The organism is Micromonospora sp. NPDC049274, from assembly GCF_040678875.1.
In the GTDB taxonomy this organism is placed as follows: domain Bacteria; phylum Actinomycetota; class Actinomycetes; order Mycobacteriales; family Micromonosporaceae; genus Micromonospora.
Map to the genome: position 1 here is coordinate 32362 of NZ_JBFAQS010000018.1, position 18268 is coordinate 50629.

17 protein-coding genes are annotated in these 18268 nt (G+C 71.6%); 5 read left to right on the forward strand and 12 right to left on the reverse strand.

Going from position 1 to position 18268, the window contains the following annotated elements:
* Window positions 1-50 precede the first annotated feature (50 nt).
* From AB0K10_RS27150 to AB0K10_RS27165, 4 genes are all read right to left on the reverse strand, one after another.
* Entirely contained in the window at window positions 51-2744 is a 2694-nt protein-coding gene (locus AB0K10_RS27150) for a putative Ig domain-containing protein (RefSeq protein WP_363688003.1), read from the reverse strand.
* A gap of 302 nt (window positions 2745-3046) precedes the next feature.
* Window positions 3047-3877, reverse strand: a complete 831-nt coding sequence (locus tag AB0K10_RS27155; RefSeq protein WP_363688005.1) for a MerR family transcriptional regulator — start codon at window positions 3875-3877, stop codon at window positions 3047-3049.
* A gap of 56 nt (window positions 3878-3933) precedes the next feature.
* Window positions 3934-5523: an asparagine synthase-related protein gene (locus tag AB0K10_RS27160; protein ID WP_363688007.1), complete on the reverse strand. Its 1590-nt coding sequence runs from the start codon at window positions 5521-5523 to the stop codon at window positions 3934-3936.
* A gap of 4 nt (window positions 5524-5527) precedes the next feature.
* Window positions 5528-6496 carry a hypothetical protein gene (locus AB0K10_RS27165; protein WP_363688009.1) on the reverse strand — a complete coding sequence of 323 codons (969 nt, stop codon included), beginning with the start codon at window positions 6494-6496 and terminating at the stop codon, window positions 5528-5530.
* A 255-nt stretch (window positions 6497-6751) separates the two neighbouring features.
* On the opposite strand from AB0K10_RS27165, the gene AB0K10_RS27170 reads away from it, so the two are divergent.
* The 3 genes from AB0K10_RS27170 (at window position 6752) to AB0K10_RS27180 (ending at window position 11437) form a co-directional block, all read left to right on the forward strand.
* Window positions 6752-8974, forward strand: coding sequence for a family 43 glycosylhydrolase (locus tag AB0K10_RS27170; RefSeq protein WP_363688010.1), 2223 nt, complete (start codon window positions 6752-6754; stop codon window positions 8972-8974).
* 70 nt (window positions 8975-9044) lie between these two features.
* Window positions 9045-10613: a DUF4139 domain-containing protein gene (locus AB0K10_RS27175; RefSeq protein WP_363688012.1), complete on the forward strand. Its 1569-nt coding sequence runs from the start codon at window positions 9045-9047 to the stop codon at window positions 10611-10613.
* 155 nt (window positions 10614-10768) lie between these two features.
* Window positions 10769-11437 carry a hypothetical protein gene (locus tag AB0K10_RS27180; protein WP_363688014.1) on the forward strand — a complete coding sequence of 223 codons (669 nt, stop codon included), beginning with the start codon at window positions 10769-10771 and terminating at the stop codon, window positions 11435-11437.
* Between the two features lie 31 nt (window positions 11438-11468).
* Here the strand turns inward: AB0K10_RS27180 and AB0K10_RS27185 are convergent, their stop codons facing one another.
* From AB0K10_RS27185 to AB0K10_RS27200, 4 genes are all read right to left on the reverse strand, one after another.
* Window positions 11469-11906: a VOC family protein gene (locus AB0K10_RS27185; protein WP_363688016.1), complete on the reverse strand. Its 438-nt coding sequence runs from the start codon at window positions 11904-11906 to the stop codon at window positions 11469-11471.
* A 24-nt stretch (window positions 11907-11930) separates the two neighbouring features.
* Entirely contained in the window at window positions 11931-12452 is a 522-nt protein-coding gene (locus tag AB0K10_RS27190; protein WP_363688018.1) for a 2'-5' RNA ligase family protein, read from the reverse strand.
* A gap of 9 nt (window positions 12453-12461) precedes the next feature.
* A complete protein-coding gene (locus tag AB0K10_RS27195) occupies window positions 12462-13670 on the reverse strand; it encodes a low temperature requirement protein A (protein WP_363688020.1) in 1209 nt (402 codons plus the stop codon).
* Window positions 13671-13793: 123 nt separating this feature from the next.
* Window positions 13794-13910, reverse strand: a complete 117-nt coding sequence (locus AB0K10_RS27200) for a twin-arginine translocase TatA/TatE family subunit (protein WP_363688022.1) — start codon at window positions 13908-13910, stop codon at window positions 13794-13796.
* 158 nt (window positions 13911-14068) lie between these two features.
* Here AB0K10_RS27200 and AB0K10_RS27205 point away from each other — a divergent pair, with 158 nt between their 5' ends.
* The gene (locus AB0K10_RS27205; protein ID WP_363688024.1) at window positions 14069-14680 is read left to right on the forward strand and encodes a DinB family protein; all 612 of its coding nucleotides are present in this window, start codon (window positions 14069-14071) and stop codon (window positions 14678-14680) included.
* A gap of 190 nt (window positions 14681-14870) precedes the next feature.
* On the opposite strand, the gene AB0K10_RS27210 is transcribed toward AB0K10_RS27205, so the two are convergent.
* Window positions 14871-15062: a DUF397 domain-containing protein gene (locus AB0K10_RS27210; RefSeq protein ID WP_363688026.1), complete on the reverse strand. Its 192-nt coding sequence runs from the start codon at window positions 15060-15062 to the stop codon at window positions 14871-14873.
* The gene (locus AB0K10_RS27215) at window positions 15053-15820 is read right to left on the reverse strand and encodes a DUF5753 domain-containing protein (protein ID WP_363688028.1); all 768 of its coding nucleotides are present in this window, start codon (window positions 15818-15820) and stop codon (window positions 15053-15055) included. The genes AB0K10_RS27210 and AB0K10_RS27215 overlap by 10 nt, the downstream gene beginning before the upstream one ends.
* 306 nt (window positions 15821-16126) lie before the next feature.
* Here AB0K10_RS27215 and AB0K10_RS27220 point away from each other — a divergent pair, with 306 nt between their 5' ends.
* Window positions 16127-16363, forward strand: coding sequence for a flavin reductase (locus AB0K10_RS27220; protein WP_363688030.1), 237 nt, complete (start codon window positions 16127-16129; stop codon window positions 16361-16363).
* A 28-nt stretch (window positions 16364-16391) separates the two neighbouring features.
* Here AB0K10_RS27220 and AB0K10_RS27225 read toward each other — a convergent pair whose 3' ends face one another.
* The gene (locus tag AB0K10_RS27225; RefSeq protein ID WP_363688032.1) at window positions 16392-16997 is read right to left on the reverse strand and encodes a response regulator transcription factor; all 606 of its coding nucleotides are present in this window, start codon (window positions 16995-16997) and stop codon (window positions 16392-16394) included.
* A complete protein-coding gene (locus tag AB0K10_RS27230) occupies window positions 16994-18148 on the reverse strand; it encodes a histidine kinase (RefSeq protein WP_363688034.1) in 1155 nt (384 codons plus the stop codon). Before AB0K10_RS27230 ends, AB0K10_RS27225 begins: the two co-directional genes overlap by 4 nt.
* Window positions 18149-18268 lie beyond the last annotated feature (120 nt).

The following is an 18268-nucleotide window of genomic DNA, read 5'->3' on the forward strand; positions in this document are numbered from 1 at the left end:
GCGGGTGGCGCTCGTGGTGACGCGCCACCCGCACCCTCATCTGTCGAGCGTCAGCGCAGCGTGCCGCTGTCGACCGTCAGCTTCTGCGACTCCTTCAGCCGCTTGGCTTCCGCCGCGCGCTGCTTGGCCGCCTTCTCGCCCTTCGCCGACGCCGCGACAGTGGGGACGACGCCCCCGCCGAGCGCGTCGACGTCGTACGCCAGCCACCACGATCCGGGTGTGTCCACCGCCAGGGTCAGCGCGATGTGGATCGACGCGCCCGGCGCGAGCCCACCCAGGTCGATGGGGATCGTCAGGGTGGTGCCCAGCCCACCACCCGGCGGGCTGGTGGCCGGCGTGTCCATGGACAGGTTGCGCACCAGCAACGTCCGGCCGTCGCTGATGGTGATCGAGGTGGTCGCGTTGGTCGGGTTGACCAACCGCAGGTTGGAGTGCACCGCCGGCGACGACCCACCGGGGTACGGTGCGCCGTTCTCCGCGCTCACCGACGTGATCCGGATGCGGGCCTGGGTGATCGGCGCGGACGACCTGTTGGTAAGTGTCCGGCGGATCACCAGGCTGGTCGCGGTGCGGACCCGGTTCGGCGCTGCCGACACGGCCACGTTCGGGTCGAACAGCGTCGACTGCACCGCCGCGTTCTGCTGGTAGGTGCCCAGCGTGTTCTGCGGTGACGGACTACCAAGTGTGGACGGGACCCCGTTGATCGGCCCGAGCACGGTGGCGACCAGCCGGAAGTCGGCCACGTTGTTGGCGGTGTCCTTCAGGTTGCCCCCGATGCGCAGGCGGTTCCAGGCGTAGGGGACGAACGGCGGCGAGTTGAAGGCGGGCAGGGGCGGGCCCTCGGAGAAGCCCGCTGTCGACCCGGCCCGGTCGGTGACCGTGTGCGCGGCGTCCGGTGCGACAAGCCGGAAGCCGCCCTGGCCGAGAGTAGGGACGATGAGGTCGGGTTGGATATTGAACAGGGAGTAATTGGTGGCCGCGATCAGGTAGCCCCGCTTGGGCGGCAGCGGCCGCGCGCTGCCCGGGATGGTGACGGACAGTCCGCCGGGCGCCTCGACCTTGAACCCGGCGATCGGCAGGTTGATCGCCGTGCCGTTGACGATGGAGACGAACTGGTCGGCGATGCCGCTGATGCCGGACTGCGCGAACTGGTCGATGACCAGCTGGCGGGGTGCGGCCGAGACCTCGATGGCGACCTCGTTGGACACCGCCTCGCCCAGCGGGCCGGTCCCGTCGTACTGCGCCCGGAACTGGTTGTGCCCGAACGCCGGCACGTAGACCTGGAAGGTGGCCACGTTCAGGTTCAGCGGGAAGGTGCCCAGTGGGGTCTCCACCCCGTTGGGCAGTTCGTCGATGAGGGTCACGCTGCCCTCGGCGACGCCGGGGCCGACGATGACCTGGAACTGCACCGAGCTGCCGAAGTTGATGGCATTTGTGGACACGCTCAGCGTGGCCACGCTCTTGGGCTGGATCAGGATCCGGATCGCCCGGTTGGCGGCGAAGCCGTTGGCGTCGGTCACCCGCACCGTCGACGGGTACGCGCCGACAGTTGTCGGCCGGCCGGACAGCAGGCCGGTCGTCGGGTCGAGGGTCAGCCCGGGCGGAAGCGACCCGGAAGGCAGGGACCAGGTGAACGGCCCGGTGCCGCCAATCACGTTGAGCTGCTCGGAGTAGGGCGCGTCGACCTCACCCAGCGGCGGCGCCGGGAAGCTCAGGATCGGCGCCTTGTTGACCACCAGGGTGATCAGCCGGGTGCCGGTCTCGCCGTCCGCGTCGACGACCCGGATCACCACCGGGTAGACCCCCGCGGTGGTCGGCACGCCGGAGATGCCGTTGGTGACGGGGTTCAGCAAAATGCCGGGCGGCAGGGTGCCCGAGTCGACGCTCCAGGTGTAGGGCGGCACGCCGTGTGTGATGTTCAGGGTGGCGGTGTACGCGATCCCGACCGTCGCGTCGTTCGGGTGGTCGAACAGCAGCGTCGGCGAGACGTTCGCGATCACCTCGTCCGACAGGACGGACTCGGGACCGGTGCCCTCGGCGGTGCGGGCCGCCACCGTGAAGCGGTAGGCGGTGGTGGGGAACAGCCCGGTGACCGTGTTGGTGGTGGCCGCCCCGAAGGTCTGGGCCGGCTGCCGTACGCCGTTGACCCACGGGGTGACGATGTAGCCGGTGATAGGTGACCCGCCGTTCGGGCCGGGCTTCCAGCTAATCAGAGCCGTGGCGGTGTCGGCGGTGACCGCGATGATGGTCGGCGCGCCGGGCAGGGCCATGATCTTGGCGCCCTTGGACGCCCTGCTGGCCGGGCCGGTGCCCTCGGCGTTCTTCGCGGCGACGGTGAAGGTGTAGGTGCCCTTGGCGGTCAGACCCTCGACCTTCTGGCTGGTCTTCGACGCGTCGAAGGTCGCCGTCTTCACCTTCTTGGCGTTGCGGTAGGCGGTGACCACGTAGCCGGTGAGGGCGGCGCCGTGGTCGGCGGGCGCCTTCCAGTGCACGGTCGCGGTGCCCGCCCGCCAGGACGCGGTGGGCGTCGCCGGAGCGGCAGGTGGTTGCGCCGGGGCGGCTGCCACGGCCACCCGCTCCAGGGCGGCGGCCGGCGCGGTGACCGGCGCGGACGCGGCTGTGGGTGTACGGCTCGGGGCACGGGCCGAGGCCGCCGTGGGGGCGACCAGCAGGCTGACGAGCAACGCCAGGATGGCGGCGCACGCGGTGACAACCCGTGGACGGGCGCGGAGCAGTGGGGACATCGATGTTCTCCCTCTCCGGGGGACGAGGCCCACAACGGATGGAGGAAGAAGGCGGGCGACCGGGTCCATCCACGGTGGCCACACGCCTGGTGCCCCCGGCCGCAGGGCGACTGGTAGAGACGCGATCCGTCGCTCGCGAAACGACTTTCGCGTATCGCGCGACGTATCTATTGCGGTTCTAGCAGTTTTCCCAGCTCAGAGGCCATGCGCGCTGCGGGAAACCGTCCCCCTGAACGCACGGGCTGTCCGGAACCCGACTGCCGTCGCGTCCTTTTGACGAGGACGCGACGGCAGCGCGACGGTCAGGCGCGGTCGACGATGAGCTGGAGTTCGGTGACGCCCTGCTCCGGGGCGTCCTGGCCGTACTCCAGATACACCTCGCGGGCGAATCCGTCGGTGCGGTAACCGTTCTCCTCGATCCACCGGGCGAGCACCTCGATGCTCTGCTCGACGTCGTCCATGGAGCCATGGTGGACGATCGTCGCGGCAGTGCCCACCGCCGGCAGGTCCCGTACCGCCAGGTCGGGAAGTGCCGACACGCCGGCGCCGACTGTCACCCCGGCGTGCACGACCACCGCGTCGCCGTCGTCGTCGGCGACCGGTTCGTACCAGGCGATGGCCGGGCCCGTCGGCGTGATCCCGACCTCGGCCAGCCTGCGGAACAGCTCCGGGTAGAGCGGCTGGATCACCGGGCCGATGTCCTGGCTCGCATAGCTGGGCGCGACGGCGGTCAGCTCCGCGACGCGCACCGGCGCGATCTTCTTGAGTACGACGTCCTGGGTGGTCATTCGACCCTCCGATTCGATCATCCGGAGCCTCGCCTCGACGGCCGCGAGCCGGGCGGTGTCGGCGGCCAGTTGCGCCGTGAGCTGGCTGCGACGCAACCGCAGCATCCCCCGCAGCTCGGCCACGTCGACGGCGTCGTCCAGGATCGCCCGCACCTGGTCCAGGGTGAGACCCAGGTCCTTGAGGGCGATCACCCGGTTGAGCCGACGCAGTTGGTCCGCCCGGTAGAAGCGGTAGCCGGTGTGCGCGTCGACGCTGGCCGGGCGGAGCAGGCCGATGCTGTCGTAGTGGCGCAGCATCCGTACCGACACGCGGCCCAGTCGGGCGAAGTCTCCGATGGTGAACATGATCCCCTCACGCTCGTCCCTGACACGGTGTCAGAGTCAAGCGTGATCGAGAGGGTTCAGCGGCGAGGGGGTCGCGGGCCGACCAGCCGGCGGACCATCGGCGCGGCGTTCCACTTCGCCGCCCCGACCAGGTCGCGGGCGTGTTCCAGGACTGTGTAGTCGGGCCGGTTCATCCCGTCGGCGATGGCCCGGTCCAGGTCGTTACCGCAGCGACTGAGCACGGTGTCGAAATCCCGGCGGACCGGTTCCAGCAGGTCGTAGCCGAACGACCTGTGCATCCGGGCGAACAGTGGCTTGTAGAGCCGGACCCGCTCGTGCAGCCCGGTGGAGTACGACATGGGGTTCTTCGGCCGGCGCAGGACGTAGTCGGGCAGCATGTCGGCGAACGCCCGCCGCACGATCCACTTCTCCTGCCCGTCGCGCACCTTCAGATCCAGCGGCAGACGCATCGCCAACTCCACCACGCTGAGGTCGAGGAACGGCACCCGCGCCTCCACCCCGTGCGCCATGGCGGTCCGGTCGACCCGCTGCAACTCCGTACGGCACAGGTTGCGGATGCGGTGCAGGAACAGCCGACGCGACGCGATCGGGTCGACCTGGCGGTACATGGGGTACCCGCCGAACAGCTCGTCGGAGCCGTCGCCGGTGAGCACCACCTTGACGCCCAGGTCGCGCAGTCGCCGGAAGATCGGCACCGAGACGACGGCGTTGATGATGTCGCCGTACTCGGTCAGCTCGGAGATCCGGATGGCCTCGCGCACGTCCGCCAGCCGGATGTCGCGGGGGCGCAGCTCGACCACCACGTGTGGCACGTCGAGGTCGGCGGCGAGCCGCCGGGCGTACGCCACGTCGGGGCTGTCCGGCACGCCGACGGTCACGGCCACGCAGTCCGGGTGGATGTCACGCACCTGCCGCAGCGTCAACGAGCTGTCCAGCCCGCCGGAGAGCACCACCCCGACGGTCAGGTCGGTCTCCACCCGCATCCGGATGGCGTCGGTCAGGGCGGCGCGGACGAGCAGTGTGGCCTCGTCCGGGTCGTCGATGACCGGCAAGCCTGCGCCGATGGTGAGCAGGTCGACGTACGGGCGCAGCCGCACCGGCCCGTCGGGCTCGGCCCAGCCGTGGTGTCCGGGCGGCACCTCGGCGACCGGGGCGTGGTGCCCGACGAGCGCCTTCACCTCGGAGGCGAGGTACAGGCAGCCGGGTCGCCGGGACCAGTACAGCGGCTTCACCCCGAGCGGGTCCCGGGCCAGGTACGCCCTGCCGGTGGCGCGTTCGACGATCGCGAAGGCGTACTCGCCGCGCAGCCGCGTCACGGCCGACTCGCCCCACTGCTGGAACGCGGCCAGCAGCACCTCGGTGTCGCTGTCGGTGCGGAACGCCTGCCCGAGCCGGGCGAGCTGCGCGCGCAACTCCCGGTGGTTGAAGATCTCGCCGTTGAAGCAGAGCAGCCAGCGCTCGTCGGTCGAGGTCCAGGGCTGCACCGCCCGGTCCCGGTCGACGACGCGCAGTCGGCGGGTGCCGGCGAGCAGCCCGCGCTCGGAGCGGGTCTCGGTGACCTCGCCGCGCGGGGCGAGGACGGCGAGCATCCGCCGGAAGGTCGCCGGGTCGGCCTCGGGGCCGAGGCTCAACGCGATGCCGCACACGGGCTCAGACCCCCATCTCGGCCTCGTACGCCCGGCGCAGACGACGCCGGGCGGCGGGCGCGAGACACAGGTGCCACGCCTGTCCCTCGTCGATCACGTTCAGCTCGCCGGCGTCCTGGCGGGCCAGCAGCAGCTCCGCGAGGGTGTCGCGCGCGCCGAACCGCTCGAACCAGGCCAGCTCGACGTCCGCCGAGTAGCCGAGGCAGTGCCCGCTGGGCAGCATCGCGGCGTAGCCCAGGCGACGCAGCCGGTACTGGTGTTCGGTGCTGCGTACGAGGCTTGTCACCCACAGCGGCGGGGTGGCCGGTGGCGTGGCGGCGGCGAACTCCCGGCCCAGCTCGTTGAGCAGGGCCACCACCTCCCGGCGGGCACGACGGAACAGCAGTCCGGCGGTGCGCGGGCTCGCGTCGGGTCGCAGTCGCCGACGCAGTCCGCGCGCGGCGCGGCCCAGGAGGGTTGCGGGTTGCTGCTGGTACCGGAAGCGCAGCAGATCCCGACGGCGCAGCCACTCCAGGTCGACGAGGTCCGTGCTGCCGTTGACCTGGTCGTCGGTGACGAAGATCGGGGCGTTCTGCCACCACAGCACGTCGATGCGGGAGAGCAGGTAGATCCGGACCAGCGCGGTGAGGTCCCGGGCGGAGGTGCGGTCGTTCGGCTGGTAGCGAGCCATCTCCAGCAGCAACGTCTCGCGCGCGCCGAGCAGGCCCTGCGGGGTGGCGTCGAGCACGGCCGCCAGGGCCGGCTCGCGCAGCCGCTCGTCGATGAGCACCTGGCGGGCCCGGGCGCTGGCCGCGTCGGCCAGGGCGCCCACCTCGACCAGCAGGTCGGCCACGGCCGCGCGGTAGGCGGCGAGGTCGGGCGGGGCGGCGGGCAGCTGGCGGGCGGCCGTGCTGGGCGGCCTGCGGCGGGCGGGGGCGGTGGGCGACGCGGGCGGTCCGGGCTGCTGGCCCGGACTACGGCTGGGCACTCGCATGACGGGGTCCCTTCTCCGGTCACGGCGCTGGGTAGATCGCCCTGAACACACCGTAATCATCGGGACCGGGCACAGACCGAACATTTCTCCGATCTACCCCGGAAGGGCACGCCCGGGCGGGGCCGCCCTCGACGGCAGCGGGAGGCGGGGTGCGGCCCTGTGGAGCTCACGTCGTGCGGCGCAAACCTTTACAACGTTGTATCCAACGTTGTAAGAACGGAGGAGACACCGCCCACTCCCCCGAGGCAGGTCCACATGCGACATCTCCGCCGCGGTGGCGCGCTCGCCGCCGTGCTCGGTCTGCTCCTGGCCGTGCCCCCGTCCACGTCGGCCGCCGGATCCGACGGCGCGTCCCGCTACCGCAACCCGATCTCCGCCGACGTCGGCGACACCTTCGCCGACCCGGTCGTCGTCCGGGGCGACGACGGCTTCTGGTACGCCTACGGCACCACCGACCCGCTGCGCGAGGGCGAGCACGCGTTCCACCGGGTGCCCACCGCCCGCTCGGCCGACCTGGTCCACTGGACGTTCGTCGGCGACGCGTTCGGCCCCGACCAGCGCCCGCCCTACGCGGCGTCCGGAGCGGCGTACTGGGCGCCCGACGTGCGCCGCCTGGGCGACCGCTGGGTCATGTACGTGACGGTCACCGACACCACCGTCTCCACCGAGGGCAGCGACTACGCCATCGGCGCGGCGACCGCCCCCACCCCGACCGGGCCGTGGACCTTCGCCGACGAGCCCGTCGTCGCCCCGCGTCCCGGCGGCGGTGGCGGCTGGCTGTGGACCATCGACCCGAGCCAGTTCACCGACGTCGACGGCCGCGCCTACCTCTACTACGGCAGCTACTACGGCGGCATCTCGGTCACCGAACTCAGCCCGGACGGCCTGCGCGCGGCAGGCGCGTCGACGCCGGTGGCGATCGACAACAAGTTCGAGGGCAGCTACGTGCTGCGCCACGACGGCTGGTACTACCTGTTCGCGTCCACGGCGAACTGCTGCGCCGGCCCGGCCACCGGCTACTCCGTCCAGGTCGGGCGTGCGCGCGGCCCTCGCGGCCCGTTCACCGACCGCGGGGGCGTCGCCCTGACCGCGTCCCGGGCCGGCGGCACGCCCGTGCTCACCCAGAACGGCAACCGCTGGATCGGAACCGGGCACAACGGGTTCCTCACCGACCTGTCCGGCCAGGACTGGATCGCCTACCACGCCATCGACCGCGCCGACCCGTACCTCGACGAGCCCTTCGGCATCAACGAGCGGCCGATGCTGCTCGACCGGCTGGACTGGATCGACGGCTGGCCGACGGTGAACGCCGGCGCCGGCCCGTCCGAGGGCGCCCGACCCGCGCCTGTCACGACCGGTCGTGTGGACGAGCGCTTCGACACCGCGAGCCTCGCCGACTGGCAGCGCGCCGGCCAGTGGCGGGTCACCGAGGGCCGGCTCGACGGCAGCGGCGCGCTCACCAGCCGTACCACTGTGGGCCCGGACGTGCGCGCGGAGGCCGACCTGCGGCTCACCGGCGCGACAAGCGCCGGGGTCAGCCTCGGCGACCGGGTCGAGGTCCGGGTGGACGCGGCCACCGGCCGGTTGGTCGCCCGCGACGGCCGCCGCCAGGCCAGCACGCCGCTGCCCGCCGGGCTCGACCTGGGCAACCGACACAACCTGGCCATCGAGGTACGCGGACAGCAGCTCACCGCCGAGCTGAGCCCCGCCCGCCTCGGTGACCAGCTCGCCGTGGTGTCGCTGCGGCTGGACCGCCCGACCGCCGGCCGACCCGGACTGACGGCCAGCGGCGGAACGGCCGTGTTCGACAACGTCAGCGTGGCGCGGCTGTACCAGCCCGCGAAACGGGCGGTGCCCGAGCCCCGGGTCGGCCCCCGCCTCGCCGCGTACTCGGACGAGTTCGGCGACGGGCTGGACGACCGCTGGCAGTGGGTACGCGCGGACCCGGCCGCCACCGTCGCCGACGGGGCGCTGCGCTGGCCCGTGCAGGCCGCCGACCTGACCGGCACCGGCAACACGGCAGGCGTGCTGCTGCGCGACGCCCCGAGCGGCGACTACGTCGCCGAGACCACTGTGACGCTGGACCTGGGCGAGGAGACCGTCCGCAACTACCAGCAGGCCGGCCTGGTCGCCTATGTCGACGACGACAGGTTCGCCCGCCTGACCCAGGTGGCGATCTGGAACACCCGCCAGGTCGAGTACGGCTACGAGCTGCCCTTCGCCGGCCAGCCGGTGTACGGCGGCAGCATCGTCGGCACGCCGGCCACCACCACCTGGCTCCGGTTGGCGCACCACGTCGACAGGGCCACCGGGGAGCACGAGTTCCGGGCCGGGTCCAGCCGCGACGGACGTACCTGGACGTGGGGTGCGGTGTGGACGTTCCCGGCCGACACCACTCCCCGGATCGGGCTGGTCGCGCATGGCGGCGCCGAACCGGCGGTCACCGCGGAGTTCGACTACCTGCGCTTCTACCGCTGACCGGTTCCGGACGGCCCGGGGGCGCGACCTCCGGGCCGTCCGGACAGGGAACTGGGACTACCCTCGCGCCGTGGAGAGCACAGAGATAGCCGCACCCATCGTCGGGGTCACCGTCTACCCGGACCGTGCCCGGGTCACCCGCCGGAGCAACCCTCGACTGACAGCCGGCGAGCACCGTCTACGCATCGCGCCGCTCCCCCTCGGTCTGCGGCGCGACTCCATCCGGGTCGGTGGTCGGGGCGCGGCCACGGTACTCGGTGTGGACGTCACCACCTGGCGGCAGGCCCGCAGCGCCGACGCGCAGATCGTCGGCCTCGAACAGCGACACCGCGAGCTGGCCGACGAGTTGGCCGAGGTCGTGGACGCGGACGGAATCGAGGACCAGCGCGGGGAGTTCCTCACCCGGTTGGCCGAGCGCGCCGGTGGCACGTACGCCCGGGCGTTGGCCTCCGGCGACGCGGCGCCGACCGACGTGGCGGCCTTCACCGACGCGGTGGCCGGTCAGCTCGCCGAGTCACGCGGCCGGCGGCGCGGGCTGTCTCGGCGGCGCACCGACCTGGCCGCGGAGCTGGCCGCGGTCGAGCGCGACCTCAAAGCCGCACGCGGCAAACGGACGCCGGACCGGTTGGCCGCCGAGGTGACGGTCTCGGTGGCGGCCGACGACGCGGAGTTGGAGCTGGAGCTGACCTACCTGGTCGACGGCGCGGTGTGGCGGCCCTCCTATGACCTGCGGCTGGTCGAGGACACCGTGACCGTCACCTGGTTCGGGTTGGTCAGTCAGAACACCGGGGAGGACTGGCCGGAGTGCGAGCTGCGGCTCTCCACCGCCCGGCCCGCCGCGGTGACAGGCGTACCCGAATTGTCGCCCTGGTATCTCGACCGGTTCCGGCCGGAGCCCGTCGGGCTCGCAGGGATGGCCGTGCCTGCCGGAATGTCGCCCCCGGCGCCGGGCGGGGCACCGGCCCGGTCCGCAGCGCCCCTGCCCCGGATGAAGGAGAGCGTCGCCCAGGTCGAGCAGGGCGTCAGCGCGGCCACCTATCGGCCGGCCCGTCCGGCAGCGGTGCGGGCCGACGGCAGCGCGCACCGAGCCACCATCGCCGTGCTGGAGCTGCCGGCCCGACTGGACCACGTGACCGTGCCGGTCCGCGCGGCCGAGGCGCACCTGCGTGCCACGGTACGCAACACGTCGGATCACACGATGCTGCCCGGTCCGGCGGCGGTGTTCCACGGCGCCGACTTCGTCGCGGCCACCGAACTGCCGACGTGGGCGCCGGGCGAGGAGATCGAGCTGGGGCTCGGAGTCGACGACCGGCTGCGGGTGGAGCGGAAGCTGCACCGGCGCTCGGAGACCAAGGCGACGCTCGGGTCGACGCGACGGCGGGAGGTGGACTACCGGATCACCGTCGCCAACCACACGCCGCGGCCGGCGACGGTCGAGGTACGCGACCAGTTGCCGGTCTCCCGCGACGAGGCGGTGGTGGTGCGGGAGACGAACCTGGCACCGGCGCCGACGGAGCGTACGGAGCTGGGCGAGCTGACCTGGCGGCTGTCGCTCGCCCCGGGCGACAGCGGTGAGATCGCCATCGGTTTCCGGGTAGAGCTGGTCAAGGGAGTGGAACTGACCGGCTGGCGAGAGTAGGTCCCGCCGGGAGCGGGCGGGGGCCGCCTGTTCGAGAAGATCCATTTCCTCGTTGAGCGCGGCCTTGGCCTCCTGCCCTACCCTGAAGGGGCCGCGACGCCACTTCGGCAGGTCGGGGCCCTAGCGCTCGCACCTTGGGCGGATGGACGTGCCGCATGAACTGGACGACGTTCCGCAGCGACCGCACCCCTCGCCGACTCCGCGCCGTGTCCGACCTACGGTTTCCCGCCAGCGGGCGCGAGCATCTACGGAATCGGTATCCCCAGCTCAGCGAGGACGACCTCGTGCTCGTCGAGACCGCGACCCGGCAGTGGTTCCGGCTCACCGCCCGTCAGACCGGCGCGACGTTGGCGATGCCGTCGGTGGTCGTGGGCGAGCTGTGGCGGGAACTGACCCTGCACACGCATGACTACGCCGCCTTCTGCGACGCCGCGTTCGGGCGTCTCCTGCCCCACCAGGCGGGGTCCGCGACAGGCGGCGCCCCGCTGCTGGCCACGCTGAGCCACGGTCGCCGGGACGAGGATTGCGGCCCGACCGGCCTTCCCCTGCTGTTCCGCGTGGACCAGGAGCTCGGCATCCCGGACGGCAACCGCTACCTGGCCGACTGCGGGGGCCGTGGCGAATGCTTCCCGGCCACCAACCGGATCTGCCTGCAACACCTCGGGGTGCCGGGTAAGCGACCCAAGCCGCGCGGCATTCGCGGCGACTTGCCCTTCAACGACGGCCGTCACGGGTACGCCGGCGGCGAGAGCGGCGGCGGAGGCGGTGGCGGAGGCGGTGGCGAGTTCGGTGGCGGGGGCGGCGACGGCGGTGGTGGCAACTGACTGCGCACGACCAACTGTGCGACACGACGGCCTAGAGGACGTCGAACTCGTTGCCCTCCGGGTCGGCCATCGTCACGTGGTCGGGCGTCCCATCGAGTTCGTCCACGCGGAGCACGGCCCCGCCCGCAGCCACCAACGTGTCCACCACCACCTGGACCCGCGGCCAGCGCACCTCGAACGGCTCCTGCCGGCCGCCGCCAGCGTGGATGTCAAAGTGCATGCGGTTCTTGACCACCTTCGGCTCCTGCACCTTCAGGAACGACACACCGGGCCGGACGCCGTCCGGGTCCTCGATGAAAGCCCCGTCGTCCCATTCGTCCTCGGGAACCTTGAAATGGGTCTGCCACGCCTCCCAGGTGGTGAACCCCTCCGGTGGTGCGGCCGGGACGTACCCCAGCGCGAGGCACCAGAACGCGGCCAGCTCGCGCGGGCGCGCGCAGTCGACGGTCAGCGACCACTGCTCGGACATCGCCACACCATAGGCCGCCAAACGTCACGCCGAGGGCCGGGTCAACGGGGTCACCGTCCGGTCCGTGCCGTCGTAGCTGCGGGCCGCGTCGAACGAGCCCGTCGGGCGCTGCCCACCGGTCACGGCGCGGGCCAGCCGCAGGTCCGCGTCGCGGAAGCGCAGCGCCAGGCTGAGGTGCGGCACCCACGCTCCCGGGGCGTGCCAGGGGCGCTGCCCAGCGGCCTCGGCGAGGACGTCCCAGACCGCGGCGTGCAGCGCGGTCAGCGCCGGTGTGGGTCGTACGAGCCAGACCAGCGGGGCGCTGCCGTCGAGGACGACGACCCGGTCGAGCGCGACAGGCACCGGCAGCGCGGCGTCGAACAACTCGGCGAGGCGGTGTTCGACGCCGAGCGGGAACTCGTCGACGGCGGCGAGGGTCAGGTGCGGCCGGTTGGTCGGATGGATGTTGCGCGCCAGGCTGGGCAACCTGGCGGCCGCCAACCGACTCCAGACCGTCCGGATCGCAGCGTCCAACCCCGCTGAGCAGACCAGTTCCACCGTACGCACCCCGACACGCTAGCGGGAACGGCCCTGGCCGTACGGGTGACTGGCCCCGCCGCCGGCCGCGGGGTTGACCCCACCCGCGAGCCGGGCCCGGATCGTCAGGCTGAACGCGGCGACGACGGTGATGGTCGCCGCGCCCAGCAGACCCACCGCCAGTGGCGGAAGTTGTGCTGCCACCGGGCTGACGATCAGGCAGGCCACCACCGACGCGAGGCAGTGCTTCGTCAACTGGCCGAACACCCATGCCTCGAAGATCAGCCGCCCGACGAGGAAGAGCAGGGGGCCGACCAGGATCGCGACCACGTTCCCGGTCGACATACGCCCGCCGGGCGCCTTCTGCATCAGCTCCCCGCCGATGCCGGTGAGCAGGATGCCCCCCACCATCAGCAGGTGGGTGTAGCCGGCCCGCAGGTTGGCCCGGTACGGGTCGACGGCCACGTTGATCTTCACGGCGAGGCTGGTCGTCGTCCGGTAGAAGTAGGTCCACCAGAGGAAGACGACAGTCCAGAAGGTGATCAGGAAGGCAGCGGTGTCCTCCAGGTCCCGCGACGACTCCCGGTAGAAGTTGCCGGTGGCCAGGATCGTCTCGCCGAGAGCCAGGATGATGAACTGGCGGTACCGCTCGGCCAGATGGTCGCCCGAGAGACGCCACTCCCCAGCGGTGGCCCGGCCGAGCCCCGGAACCCGCCAGCGCAACACCGGCGCTGCGTAGTCGATCGCCAGCGCGCAGATCCAGAGCAGGGCCCGCGCAGTGCCGTGGGAGGCGGCCCCCGCGAACCACAGCGTCCCGGACAGCAGATACCAGATCACGCCCCGGACCGGCCGGCGCCAGGCAGGCGTGCCCCGCAGATAGAAGGCCATGACCAGGGTACGGCCCAGGTGGATCCCGAGGTACGCGCCCGCGAAGACGAAGGCCTGATCGCCGAACGCGTCGGGCACGTTTATCGACATCAGCAGGCTGCCGAGCATCACGCAGATGATCAGAACCTGCACGATGGGACGTTCACAGTCGAGGCTGTCAGTGGCAAGGTTGGTGTTGTACCAGATCCACCAGAACGCGAGCAGAAAGATCACCGCGTGAAGGGCGGCGATCCAGCTCGGCTCCTCGGCCAGGGTCGACGACAGACGGCCGAGGGTGAAGATGAAGACGAGGTCGAAGAACAGTTCGACGGCACTCGACCGCACCGGATTGACCGGACCCGCCGCGACCTCCCTGCGCATCAACCCATCATTACATCCAATTCGGACATAAGGGCACGACTGGTCCTATCGACCGGCGCGCGATCCTGCCCGTGGCGCTGACCGACGGAGAGCAGCTTCAGGGAGCAGGCAGGGATGCTCGGATCAGCGTCGCTCGTCAAGGTGGTTGCGGAGGGACCTGCCCGCTCCCCGCGCTCGGCGGGGTAGCCAGATCGCGCCGATCACCAACAGGACGATCACAAGGATGAGCAGCCAGCGCATCACAACCTCCGTGTCCGGGGGCGCCTCACCACGTCCCGGGTGCAGGCTTGCTTGCCCCGCCGCCGGCCTCCGTCAAACCAGTGTGCACCTGACCCGAGGCCGGCTTGAGGGGCTGACGGGCTTGAGGCCGCCGTGGGCACGTGGCAGGCTCACGATCCGTGATCGAAGACTTCGCGAAGACGTACCTGCACAGTGATCTGCGGGATATCCGCGAGGCGGTCCTCTGGAAACTCGAAGGGCTCAACGAGTACGACATCCGCCGCCCCCTGACCTCTACCGGCACCAACCTTCTCGGCCTGGTCAAACACCTCGCGGTTTGGGAGGCCCGATACTTCGGTGAAGTCTTCGGGCGACCGTTTCCTGAACCACTGGCCCGCTGGGACGACACCGACGCGAACGACCACGACATGTGGGCCACCGAGCACGAGAGGCGCGAGGAGATCATCGGCCACTACCGCCGCGTATGGGCCCACTCGGACGCGACGATCGACGCGCTTCCCCTCGACGCGACCGGCCACGTGCCCTGGTGGCCACGCCCGCAGGTCACGTTGTTCGCCATCATGGTGCACATCCTCACCGAGACGAGCCGGCATGCCGGACACGCCGACATCCTGCGCGAACAGCTCGACGGCTCGACAGGGGTAGCGGCCTGGGATCCCAACACTCAGCGCGACCCGACCATCGGGGAAGCCCGACGCGCACAGATCGAACGGGCCGCCCGGGCAGCCGCCGGCCCTCCAGCTTTCGGAGCGCGGTCGAAGAGCCGCTGAGGGCGCTGGCCATCCGCTTGGGCTGCCCGCCGTGCCGATGTGCTGTTGAGCGATATACCTCAGAGGTATAAATATGACTCTGAGGTATATCGCTCACGACCACATCCGCCCCCACTGAGGTGACTGACGGTCACCGCCAGCGGGCTGCCGGCTGCGCCCATCGTCCCAGCCAGGGTTGGGAATTACTCGTCTAGCGCTGGGCTCGCGCGAAGCCGACGAAGGCTCGCCACGCCTGCGGCGCGAAGGTAAGCGTCCCGCCGTCACGGTCCTTCGTGTCCCGAATCAGGACGACACCGGGCAGGTTGTCGGCGACCTCCACACACGAACCGCCGTTGTTGCCGCTCTTGGTGCTCTTGCGCCACCGCGCACCGGTCACGTCCATGATGATGCCGCTTCCCTGAGCAGGTCTAGGGACTGTCCGCGAGAGAGAGCTTCCCCGCGAATGCGTTCCCATCGTCGGTCAAGGGTAGCAATTTCCGCCTGCTGCTCGGTTATCTGCGCCTGCGCCTGACCGTCGATGTGGGCCACGCGTCCGCCGCCCTCCAACTCGGCGACGATGAACGGCCCGCCCAGGCCCGGGTACATGCCTACTGTCGCCGGGACCACGTAGACCTGCACCGACGGCAGTTGCGCGCACGTGACGAGGTGCTCGCACTGCTCGCGCATCAGGTCCCGATCGCCATAGGCCGACCGCCGCACGACCGCTTCGTCAATGACGGCGATCAGGAGGGGCGGCTGGTCACGCTGGAGAATGTTCTGTCGCCCGATTCGGGCCTTCACATACTGGTCGACCTCCTCGGTGGACAGCGGCTCCCCGGCTAGCGTCGCCCGCGCGTACGCCTCCGTCTGCAAGAGGCCGGGCACCCACGCCAGCTCGTACCAGCGCAGCGCCACCGCTTCTCGTTCCCAGTCGACCCATGCGCGCAGCCACGTCGGGTCTCGACGCTTCAGGACGTCCGGCCACAGGTCGACCACCTCTCGGCCGAGGATCGCGGCGACCTGGGCACGATGTCGGGTCTGCGGGATCCGTCCCGGGTTTGCCCACCGCGCGGCCGTCTTCGGATCGACCCCGGTCTGAGCTGCGAGAGAGTCGGCGGTCTCACCGCATTGGGTCATGGCCTCCGCGACGGCATGATTCATCCTCTGTCCTCCCCGGATATCCCGAACGTCCAAACACCATAGTGCAACGCAGTGTAGTTGCATGGCAACAGTCGGCAGGATGGTCGTAGACGGCGCGGCCGGTAGGGACCCGAGACCCGGCGGACGCGTTCGTGCCGGGGCCGCCTCGCGGGCGAGCACTCAGGGGCGGCCCCTCCCAACGAGCGACAGGGAGACAGCCGTGCCGGGATGCCCCGCGGCGAGCGCCCGCCCGATCAGGGCCGCTGACGTTCTGTGCGTGAGCAGCGCGGACGAGCGCACGGTTCGTTCACCGAACGGAGGTGTCGCGTGAGGGGTCGACGCCTCCCCCATCTGGCGACCCGTCCCACCTGGCGTTGCCAGTCGTGCGGGATCGCGTGGCCCTGCTCGGCGGCGAAGCTGAGCCTCCTCGGTGAGTACCGCGAGAACCGGCCGGCCCTGGTGGACTACCTGATGACCCTGCGGGACGAGGCCGTCGAGCAGTGCCACGGCACCACAGCGGCTGACCTCGACGACCGGTTCGTCGCCTGGGCGCGTTGCCGATAGCCGGGCAGAGCAACGGACAGCCGAAGGGTCAGAGCCAGCCGCTGTCCCGGGCGGTACGCACCGCCTCGGCCCGGTCGGCCGCGCCGAGCTTCTGCACGGCCGCGGACAGGTGGTTGCGGACGGTGCCGGTGGACAGGTGCACCCGGCGGGCGATCACCGCGACCGGTGCGCCGAACTCGGCCAGCCGCAGCGTCTCCAGTTCCCGCGGTGTCAGCGGGCATGGCGGCAGGGTCAGTGCGTCGGCGGCCAGCGACGGGTCCACGTACCGGCCGCCGGCGTGCACCCGCCGGATCACGTCGGCGAGCGCGCTCCCCGGCGCTCCCTTGGGCAGGAACCCTCGCGCGCCGGCGGCCAGCGCCTGCCGCAGGTGACCCGGCCGACCGTGCCCGGTGAGGACCACCACCGCACACTCAGGACGGACGCGGGTCAGCTCGGCGGCCACCGCGATGCCGTCCAGGCCGGGCATCTCCAGGTCCACCACGGCCACATCCGGGCGGTGCGCGAGCGTCGCGGTGACCGCCGTCGGTCCGTCCGGGGCCTGTGCCACGACGTCGATGTCCGGTTCCAGGCCGAGCAGCGCGGCGACGGCGACCCGGATCAGATCCTCGTCGTCGGCGAGCAGGACGCGGATCACGACGGCGCCGGGACGGTGATGTCGAGGGTGAACACCGCGTCCTCGCGCTGCACCCGCAACTCGCCCCCGACCGCGGCGAGCCGGTCGGCGATGCCGCGCAGGCCGTGGCTGTGCTTGTCCGGTCCCCGGTCGTCGGCGCCGTCGTTGGCCACAGTCATCCTGACCACGCTGTCCTCCCAGTCGATGTGGATCCGACACCAATGGGCCTGGCTGTGCCGTAGCACGTTGGTGCCGGCCTCCCGGAGCACCGCCGCCAGTTCGGTGGCGGCCGACTGCGGCAGGTCGACAGGTGGCGACTGCACCGTGCAGCGCACCCCGCAGGACCGCAGCACCCCCGCGACGGCGGCCAACTGCTCACCGAGGTCGACCGCACGGTACCCGTGGACCGTCTCGCGGACCTCGGCCAACGCCGACGCGGCGAGTCGCTGCGCCTCGGCGGCCTCCCGACCGGCCCGCTCCGGGTCGACAGACGCCAGTCGGGCGGCGAGTTCGGCTTTCAACGCGATCACTGTGAGGTGGTGCCCCAGCACGTCGTGCACGTCACGGGCGAAGCGCAGCCGCTCCTCGGCGGCGGCCAGCCGGGCCTGGGCGGCCTGGCCCTGCCGGGCCTCCACGAGCAGACTCCAGAACCAGACCTGGAACCAGTTCACCGCCGCCACGCCCACCCCGATCCCGCCCGTCACGGCCAGGTTCCGGCCGACGGAGCCGCCGGTCCACCAGGCCACGGCCGCCGACACGAGCAGGGTGGCGGCGGTGACCGCAAGCGCGCCCGGGAGGCGAACCAGCAGCGGCGCCATCCCCACCAGGGCAGCGCCGATCCAGGCCCAGGTGGGCCAGACACCGGCCGCGACCGGGGCGACAAGCGGCACGGTCAGCGCCGCCACGACGATCAGACCGAGTTGGGCGCGGCGTCGCCACCGCTGCGCGAGCCACGGGGTGACCGCCGCGTACAGCACGGTGGTCTGGGCGACCGCGAACGCGAGGATGCCGACCGCGCCGAGCACGACGCGGCTGCGGTCCGGCTCCCGGGTCAGGCCGATCGCGGGCAGCAGCACACTCGCCCACACACCGGTGGCCAGCGAGAGCAGCGTCGCCTGCCGGGCACGGTGCAGCCGGCGGTCCGCCCGGGGAATCACCGTCTCGCTCGCCACGCGTCGATCCTAGGACCGGCCGGCGTACGACCCACCCGTGCGAGTTGTCACGGTCGGACCGTGCGCGCCGCACAGCTTTCCCGTGACGGACGCTCCTGCCCCTCGCGCCGGAACCCCGGC